The organism is Streptomyces sp. NPDC000151 (assembly GCF_040301705.1).
Taxonomy (GTDB): Bacteria; Actinomycetota; Actinomycetes; order Streptomycetales; family Streptomycetaceae; genus Streptomyces.
This window is the reverse complement of the sequence record NZ_JBEPFC010000224.1, coordinates 1-7,987: the sequence shown is the minus strand read 5'-3', so window position 1 is coordinate 7,987 and position 7,987 is coordinate 1. Positions and strand designations below refer to the sequence as shown.

7 protein-coding genes are annotated in these 7,987 nt (G+C 70.0%); 3 read left to right on the top strand and 4 right to left on the bottom strand.

The genetic code is table 11. The annotated features are described in order from the left end of the window. Positions 1–374 (top strand): Rv3235 family protein (locus ABT381_RS34050; protein WP_351601388.1); only part of this gene is annotated, 374 nt, incomplete at its 5' end. An 87-nt stretch (positions 375–461) separates the two neighbouring features. Here the strand turns inward: ABT381_RS34050 and secA are convergent. Then, complete coding sequence (secA, locus tag ABT381_RS34045; RefSeq protein ID WP_351601385.1) at positions 462–3,293, bottom strand: preprotein translocase subunit SecA; 2,832 nt, start codon at positions 3,291–3,293, stop codon at positions 462–464. A 324-nt stretch (positions 3,294–3,617) separates the two neighbouring features. Between secA and ABT381_RS34040 the strand changes: the two genes are divergently transcribed. Together ABT381_RS34040 and ABT381_RS34035 are read left to right on the top strand one after the other, a co-directional pair. Beyond that, positions 3,618–4,223, top strand: coding sequence for a GNAT family N-acetyltransferase (locus ABT381_RS34040; RefSeq protein ID WP_351601382.1), 606 nt, complete (start codon positions 3,618–3,620; stop codon positions 4,221–4,223). 91 nt (positions 4,224–4,314) lie between these two features. Continuing rightward, positions 4,315–5,547 (top strand): winged helix-turn-helix domain-containing protein, encoded by a 1,233-nt coding sequence (locus tag ABT381_RS34035; RefSeq protein WP_351601379.1) that lies wholly within the window; start codon positions 4,315–4,317, stop codon positions 5,545–5,547. A 103-nt stretch (positions 5,548–5,650) separates the two neighbouring features. Here ABT381_RS34035 and ABT381_RS34030 read toward each other — a convergent pair whose 3' ends face one another. From ABT381_RS34030 to ABT381_RS34020, 3 genes are all read right to left on the bottom strand, one after another. Then, on the bottom strand, positions 5,651–6,406 hold the full coding sequence (locus ABT381_RS34030; RefSeq protein WP_351601376.1) for a response regulator: 756 nt from the start codon (positions 6,404–6,406) through the stop codon (positions 5,651–5,653). Positions 6,407–6,638: 232 nt separating this feature from the next. Beyond that, entirely contained in the window at positions 6,639–7,334 is a 696-nt protein-coding gene (gene hpf, locus ABT381_RS34025) for a ribosome hibernation-promoting factor, HPF/YfiA family (protein ID WP_351601373.1), read from the bottom strand. Between the two features lie 318 nt (positions 7,335–7,652). Continuing rightward, positions 7,653–7,987, bottom strand: a 335-nt coding sequence (locus ABT381_RS34020) for a phosphoribosyltransferase family protein (protein WP_351601371.1), incomplete at its 5' end; no start/stop codon positions are given.

Genomic DNA, 7,987 nt, shown 5'->3' with positions numbered 1-7,987 from the left:
CCCGCCACCGCGCCGCCGCGCGGCAGCCGCACCGCTGGTTCGCCGACCAGCTGGTGCTCACCCTGAGCGGCCGGCGCCCCGTGCACGCGCTGCTGGGCCACGCCCTGCCCGCCGCCTACGACCGCCTCGTGGAACTCGCCCCACAGGCCCCGCTGCGCCCCGCAGGACGGCACCTCCGCGGTCCCGAGCCCGAGGTCCGCGAGTGCGGCGTGTACTGCCCGCGCAGCGGCGTCATCGAGGCGTTCGCGCGGATCGGCGCGGGCGAGCGGGTCCGGGCCCTCGCCTTCCGCCTCGAGCGGGGCCGCGACGCCCGCTGGCGCTGCGCCGCCCTGGACATCGGCCCGTCGGTCGCGGTCTGGAACCGGACGGTGTGAGCGCGGCGAGCGGCCACGCGAAGGGCCGGGGGCGCAGCCTTCCGCTGCGCGCCCCGGCCCGTCACCTCGCCGGCAAAGCCGGCCCGGTCACTTCTTGCGGCGCCGGCCGCCCTTCTGGGCCTTGCGGCGCTCGGCACGCGTCATGCCGTCGGTCTCCGAGCGGGTCTGGCCCGTGGGCACGGCGTCGTTGGTGAAGTCGCCCTCGACGACCCCGCCCTCGCCGTCCACCGTCGGCGCGGAGAAGTGCAGCCGGTCCGGGCGCTGCGGCGCGTCCAGGCCCTTGGCGTGGATCTCCGGCCGGCCGCCGGCCCCCGCCTGCGCCGGCACCGCGTCCTGGACCGCCGGGGCCTCCTCGGCCTCCTCCTGCACCGGGACCTCCTCGACCTGCTGCTCGACCTGGACCTCCAGGTTGAACAGGTAGCCGACGGACTCCTCCTTGATGCCCTCCATCATGGCGGTGAACATGTCGAAGCCCTCGCGCTGGTACTCCACCAGCGGGTCCTTCTGGGCCATCGCCCGCAGGCCGATGCCCTCCTGGAGGTAGTCCATCTCGTAGAGGTGCTCGCGCCACTTGCGGTCCAGGACGGACAGCACCACGCGGCGCTCCAGCTCCCGCATGATCTCCGAGCCGAGCTGCTCCTCGCGGGCCGCGTACTGCTCGTGGATGTCGTCCTTGATCGCCTCGGCGATGAACTCGGCGGTGATCCCGGCGCGGTCGCCGGCCTCCTCCTCCAGCTCCTCCACGGTCACCTTGACCGGGTACAGCTGCTTGAACGCGCCCCACAGCCGGTCCAGGTCCCACTCCTCGGCGAAGCCCTCGACCGTCTCCGCCTGGATGTAGGCGTCGATGGTGTCGTCCATGAAGTGCGTGATCTGCTCCTGCAGGTCCTCGCCCTCCAGGACGCGGCGGCGCTCGCCGTAGATGACCTCGCGCTGGCGGTTGAGCACCTCGTCGTACTTCAGGACGTTCTTCCGCGTCTCGAAGTTCTGCTGCTCGACCTGGGACTGCGCGGAGGCGATGGCGCGCGTCACCATCTTGTTCTCGATCGGCACGTCGTCGGGGACGTTGGCCATGGCCATCACGCGCTCGACCATCTGGGCCTTGAAGAGCCGCATCAGGTCGTCGCCGAGCGAGAGGTAGAACCGGGACTCGCCGGGGTCGCCCTGTCGGCCGGAACGACCGCGCAGCTGGTTGTCGATGCGGCGCGACTCGTGCCGCTCGGTGCCGAGGACGTAGAGCCCGCCGAGCTCCTTGACCTCCTCGAACTCCGCCTTGACCGCGGCCTCGGCCTTCTCCAGCGCCGCGGGCAGCGCGGCCGCCCACTCCTCCACGTGCTCGACCGGGTCCAGGCCCATGCCGCGCAGCTCGGTCTCGGCCATGTCGTCCGGATTGCCGCCGAGCTTGATGTCCGTACCGCGGCCCGCCATGTTCGTCGCGACCGTGACGGAGCCCTTGCGGCCGGCCTGGGCGACGATCGACGCCTCCCGGTCGTGCTGCTTGGCGTTGAGCACCTCGTGCCGCACGCCGCGCTTGTTGAGCTGCTGCGAGAGGTACTCGGACTTCTCGACCGAGGTCGTACCGACCAGGATCGGCTGGCCCTTCTCGTGCTTCTCGGCGATGTCGTCGACGACCGCGGCGAACTTGGCGACCTCGGTGCGGTAGATCAGGTCCGCCTGGTCCTTGCGGACCATCGGCTTGTTCGTCGGGATCGGGACGACGCCGAGCTTGTAGATCTGGTGGAACTCGGCCGCCTCGGTCATGGCCGTACCGGTCATGCCGGAGAGCTTGTCGTAGAGGCGGAAGAAGTTCTGGAGGGTGATCGTGGCGAGGGTCTGGTTCTCGTCCTTGATCTCCACCCCTTCCTTCGCCTCGATCGCCTGGTGCATGCCCTCGTTGTAACGGCGGCCGGCGAGGATACGGCCGGTGTGCTCGTCGACGATCATGACCTCGCCGTCGATGACGACGTAGTCCTTGTCCTTCTTGAACAGTTCCTTCGCCTTGATGGCGTTGTTCAGATAACCGACGAGCGGGGTGTTGACCGACTCGTAGAGGTTGTCGATGCCGAGCCAGTCCTCGACCTTGCTGACACCGGACTCGTGGATGCCGACCGTGCGCTTCTTCTCGTCGACGTCGTAGTCGCCGGTCTCCTCGACGCCGCGCTGCGGATTGGCCGCCTCGCCCTTCTTCAGGCGCTTGACCAGCTTGGCGAAGTCGCCGTACCACTTCGTCGCCGAGTCGGCCGGGCCGGAGATGATCAGCGGCGTACGGGCCTCGTCGACCAGGATGGAGTCGACCTCGTCGACGATCGCGAAGTTGTGGCCGCGCTGGACCAACTCGTCCTGCGACCACGCCATGTTGTCGCGGAGGTAGTCGAAGCCGAACTCGTTGTTCGTGCCGTAGGTGATGTCGTAGCCGTACTGCTCGCGGCGCTGCGCCGGCGTCATGTTCGCCAGGATGCAACCGACCGAGAGGCCCAGGAACTTGTGGACCCGGCCCATCATCTCGGAGTCGCGCTCGGCCAGATAGTCGTTGACCGTGATGAGGTGGACGCCCTTGCCGGACAGCGCGTTCAGATACGCGGGCAGGGTGCCGACCAGGGTCTTGCCCTCACCGGTCTTCATCTCGGCGACGTACCCGAGGTGCAGCGCGGCGCCGCCCATGAGCTGGACGTCGTAGTGGCGCTGGCCGAGCACCCGCTTGGCGGCCTCGCGGACGGTCGCGAACGCCTCGGGGAGCAGGTCGTCCAGGCTCTCGCCGTCGGCGTACCGCTCCTTGTACTCGTCGGTGAGGGCCCGCAGCTCGGCGTCGGAGAGTTTGACGAAGTCTTCTTCGATGGAGTTGACCTGGCCCGCGATGCGGTGCAGTTTGCGCAGGATCTTGCCTTCGCCTGCACGCATGATCTTCGTCAAGACGGACACTTGGGCTGGTCTCCTCGCCGGTCGGGCCTGTGCACGGTCGGTGCGCGGGCGCGGCATTTTTCCAAGGGGCAGGCCCCGCCGCAACGGCCATCGTAAGGGAGGACCCCGCTACGCAGGGAGGTCCGTCGCCCCGAAGGCCCCTGTCCCTTCTCCACAACTTTCCACGACTCGCTACGACACTGTCGATGTCACCTCGCTACGACAACGCGCGAGGCCCGCAGAAGGTGCCGGTACTGCCAATTCCGGTACTGCCGGTTCCGGTCGCACCCGGGGGCGCAGCGTAATTCCTTCGCGCCCTTCGCGGCCAATACGCACACTGCTGCCATGGAACCCGTCACGCTCACCACCGAGCGGCTCGTCCTGCGGCCCTTCCGGCCCGCCGACGCCGCAGCCGTGCACGCCGCCTGCCAGGACCCCGACATTCCGCGCTGGACGAACGTCCCCTCCCCGTACACGCGGGCACACGCGGAGGACTGGGTGGGCCCGGCCTCCGCCCGGGGTTGGCGCGAGGACACCGGATACGCGTTCGCCGTGACGCTGAAGGAGGACGGCCGCCCGGCGGGCGACGGGACGCTGGTGGGCGCGGCCGGCCTGGTCCGGCTGGCCCAGCTGGCGGCGCCCGAGCGCCAGGCCGAGCTCGGGTACTGGGCGGTCAAGGAGCAGCGCGGCCGCGGGTACACCGTCGAGGCCGCCCGCGCGCTCGTGCGCTGGGCCTTCGCCGACCTCAAGGTCGAGCGCATGGAGTGGGTCGCGGAGGCCGGCAACGAAGCGTCGCGGGCGGTCGCCCTGAAGGCCGGGTTCCGCATGGAGGGCACGGTCCGCGCGAAGCTCCCGCACGAGGGCACCCGCCGCGACGCCTGGCTCGCCTCCCTCCTCCCCTCCGACCTGGGCCTCTCCTCCGACACGCCGTATCTGCCCTACGAGAGGTGAGCCGCCCGGGACGAGAGGTGAGCCGCCCGGACAGGGAACGGTTGATCGATTCGCCGGAGCGTTGTCAGTGGCCGGTCCTACTCTGATCCACATGACAGCCGTGCCCGCAGCGCAGCCCGTGACCAGTCTGTCCGCCGATGAAGCGCGCCGCCTCGCGCTGCGCGCCCAGGGGTTCCTGGGCGCGCCCGACCGCCGCGCGGGCGTGCGCGGCGTGCTCCGCCGGCTCGGCGCCGTCCAGCTCGACACGATCTCCGTGCTGGCCCGCTCCCACGAGCTCATCCCGTACGCCCGCCTCGGCCCGGTCGGCCGCCCGGCCGTGGAGTCGGCGTACTGGACCCCGCGCGCCGACGCGGACAGCGCTGACCCGGCGCCCGACGCGTCGTACGAGCCGCACAGCTTCGAGTACTGGTCGCACGCCGCCTGCATCCTGCCGATCGAGGAGTGGCCGCACTTCGCGTTCCGGCGCCGGGCCTGGCGGGCGCGCGGCCACCGCTGGCACGTCATGCAGGACCCCGAGCGCTCCTGCGCCGCCGTCCTGGACCGCCTCAAGGCCGACGGCCCGCTCACCACGACCCAGCTGGGTGGCGGGCGAAAGGGCGGCGAGTGGTGGGACTGGTCCGAGACGAAGATCGCCGTGGAGTGGCTGCTCGACACCGGCGACGTGGTCTGTACGGAGCGCCGTGGCTGGAAAAGGGTGTACGACCTCGCCGAGCGCGCCGTTCCCGACGCCCTGCTGCACGACCGCCTCGACGACACGGAGTGCGTACGCCGCCTCGTCGCGCAGGCCGGCGCGGCCCTGGGCGTGGCCACCCGCGCGGACCTCGCGGATTACCACCGCCTCAAGGGCGAGCAGGTCAGCGCGGTCATCGAGGACACGGGACTCGTGCCGGTCGAGGTCGAGGGGTGGGGCAAAGCGGCCTGGGCCGACCCGGCCGCGCTGGCCGGGCCGCCGCGCGGCCGGCACCGCACCACGCTGCTCTCGCCGTTCGACTCGCTGATCTGGGACCGCCCGCGCACGGAGCGGATCTTCGGCTTCACGCACCGGCTGGAGGCATACGTCCCCCGGCCCAAGCGGATACACGGTTACTTCGCCATGCCCCTGCTCGCCGGCGGCAAGCTGATGGGGCGGGTCGACCCGGCCCGCGAGGGCACGACGCTGGTCGCCCGGCAGGTCTCGATGCAGGGCCCCAAGGCCGTACGTCCCATGGCCCAGGCCCTGGTGGAGGCCGCCGCCTGGGTCGACTGCGATGCCGTACGGGTCGACCGCTGCGACGACCCGGCGCTGCTCGCCGCCCTCACCGCCGAGCTGTCTCGGCTGACGTGAGGCGGCGGAGGCGGAGGCAGGGAGGGGAGGCGAAGCTGGGGAGGCATGGCCATGACGTTCTGGGGCCGTCGGGACTCCGTGCGCCCGCGTCCCGGTGCCCCCGCTAGCGGATCTCCAGGATCTTCTCGCGCATCGCGTACACGACCGCCTCCATCCGGGAGTGCAGCTGCAGTTTCTCCAGGATATTGCGGACGTGGTTCTTCACGGTGTTCTCGGAGATGAACAGTTCCTTGGCGATGTCGCGGTTGTTCATTCCCGTGGCGACGAGCTTCAGCACTTCCAGCTCGCGGTCCGTGAGCCGCGGCGCCGGAACGAGCCGCCGCTCGTCCGTCCGCTGGATCATCGACTTGAACTCCGTGAGGAGTTTGGACGCCATGGAGGGGCTGATCTGCGACTGCCCGTCGGCCACCGCGCGAATCGCCGTGGCCACCTCGTCGGTGGAGATCTCCTTGAGGAGATACCCCGTGGCACCCGCCTTGATCGCGTCGTAGAGGTCGGCTTCCTCGTCGCTGATCGTCAGCATGATGATCTTCGCGCTGGGGGCCACTTCCTTGATGGAGGTGCACGCCTCGATACCGCCCCGCCGGGGCATCCGCACGTCCATCAGCACGATGTCCGGCAGCAGGTCCGCGGCCTTGTCCACGGCCTCTGCGCCGTCCCCGGCCTCGCCGACGACCTGGATGTCCTCTTCCTGGGCCAGCACGATCTCCAGCCCCCGCCGGAAGAGTGCGTGGTCGTCCACCACCAGGACTCTGATCGGCTCCTTGCGGGACGCCGCTGCGGCCGAGCCGACATCGTCGGCCGTGCCGACGCCGTCATCGTCCGCTTCGTCGCGCACGGGCCCGAAGCTGTCCCCCATCGTTCCTCCCCGTCAACTACTCGGCCCGGAGGGCCTGAGCTTTCTCATAAGGCTGGTTGACAACAGCCCGCTACGGCCAGCCCGATCAGCGCCATACACAAATCGTCTCCCCGGCATGTCGCCGCCTCGTGCCTGAACACCCTGGTCGCACAGACTCTATACGGTCTCAACTCCTGCTCACAGCGGCCACAATGGCGCCCCCGGCGTGCGCCGGGGGCACCTCGGGAGTGCGTCAGCCGCCGAGCGCCCCGCCGGCGTCGGTGGGCGTTCCGTCCGCGAACGGATCGGAGTTCAGACGGATGACGCCGTAGTCGTATGCGTGCCTCCGGTAGACCACGCTGGGCTGCTTGGTGTCGGCGTCGACGAAGAGATAGAAGTCGTGTCCGACCAGCTCCATCTCGTAAAGCGCCTGGTCGAGGGCCATGGGCGCCGCGGAGTGGGTCTTCTCGCGAACGATCAGGGGGCCTTCGCCCTGGACCTCCAGCGAGCCGATCCGGGTGGTCGGCACCTTCTCCTCGGCGGCCGCTTCCTCGCCGACCAGTTCGCCGTTGGTGTTGAGCCGCGCCGCGTCCGGGACGCTGACGGCCACGTCGCTCGCCGGGATGCGTCCGCTGCCGCGCCGCGAGTGTCGCTTGTCGTGCTGCTTACGGAGTCGCGCCTCGAGCTTGGCCGTGGCCAGATCGAGCGCGGCGTACGGGTCGGCGGCAGCCGCCTCGGCCCGGACCACCGGGCCACGGGAGCGGAGAGTGATCTCCACCCGGTCGGAACGGTCGGCCTGTCGCGGGTTGGGCTCCTTGGACACCTCGACGTCCAGGCTGATCACCTTGCCGTCGAGCTTCTGGACCTTGTCCAGCTTCAGCTTCTCGGCCACGTGCTTGCGGAACCGCTCGGGCACCTCGGTCTTGCGGCCCTTGACGACGATGTCCACGCAGAACTCCGTTCCCGGATCACTCCGCTCAGTGGGCGGAGCAATTCCTTCTTGCACCAGGCCCCGGTGATTGCCGAAGCCTCGGACTTGGCGACTTTCACCTCCTCCTCCCCCACGTACCAGGACTCCACTCCAGCCGTTTTCAGCATCTCTGCCGGCATCGTGAATCGCACCTATCCGGCATACGAGGCAAAACGTCTGCCAAGTCCTCACAACCGAACATAGCTCGCTTGGGGGGTTGTCGGCACCCCCTCGCGGGGACCAGCTCCGTTTGAGTGATTTTTTGTCCTCAGTACCTGCAACGATGAATTTTCACGGTCAGTTCCAGTTGATTTCGAAAGCACTGGGTGAGGCCGCCACGACGGCCGCTCCCGCCACCCTCCCTCCTGCCGCTCCGACCGCCCGCGACGCCTCGGCCAGCGACGCTCCGGTGGTCATCAGATCGTCCACCAGCACCACCCGTCCGCCGCGCAGCAGCCGGCCGCCACCGGCGATCTCCAGCGCGCCGGCGAGATTCAGCTGCCGCTGCCGCGCGCCGAGCCCCGCCTGATCGATCACCGCCCGCCGCTGCCGCAGCGCCGCAAGCACCCGCGCCCCGGTCCCGCCGCGCCGCAGCTCCCGCGCCGCCGCCAGCGCGATCCTGCGCACCGGGT

Bases quoted from the DNA above. Each gene is read 5' to 3' on its own strand.
- ABT381_RS34040 (WP_351601382.1), top strand. From the start codon at position 3,618: ATGGAACCCGTCACGCTCACCACCGAGCGGCTCGTCCTGCGGCCCTTC.
- ABT381_RS34035 (WP_351601379.1), top strand. From the start codon at position 4,315: ATGACAGCCGTGCCCGCAGCGCAGCCCGTGACCAGTCTGTCCGCCGAT.
- ABT381_RS34030 (WP_351601376.1), bottom strand. From the start codon at position 6,406: ATGGGGGACAGCTTCGGGCCCGTGCGCGACGAAGCGGACGATGACGGC.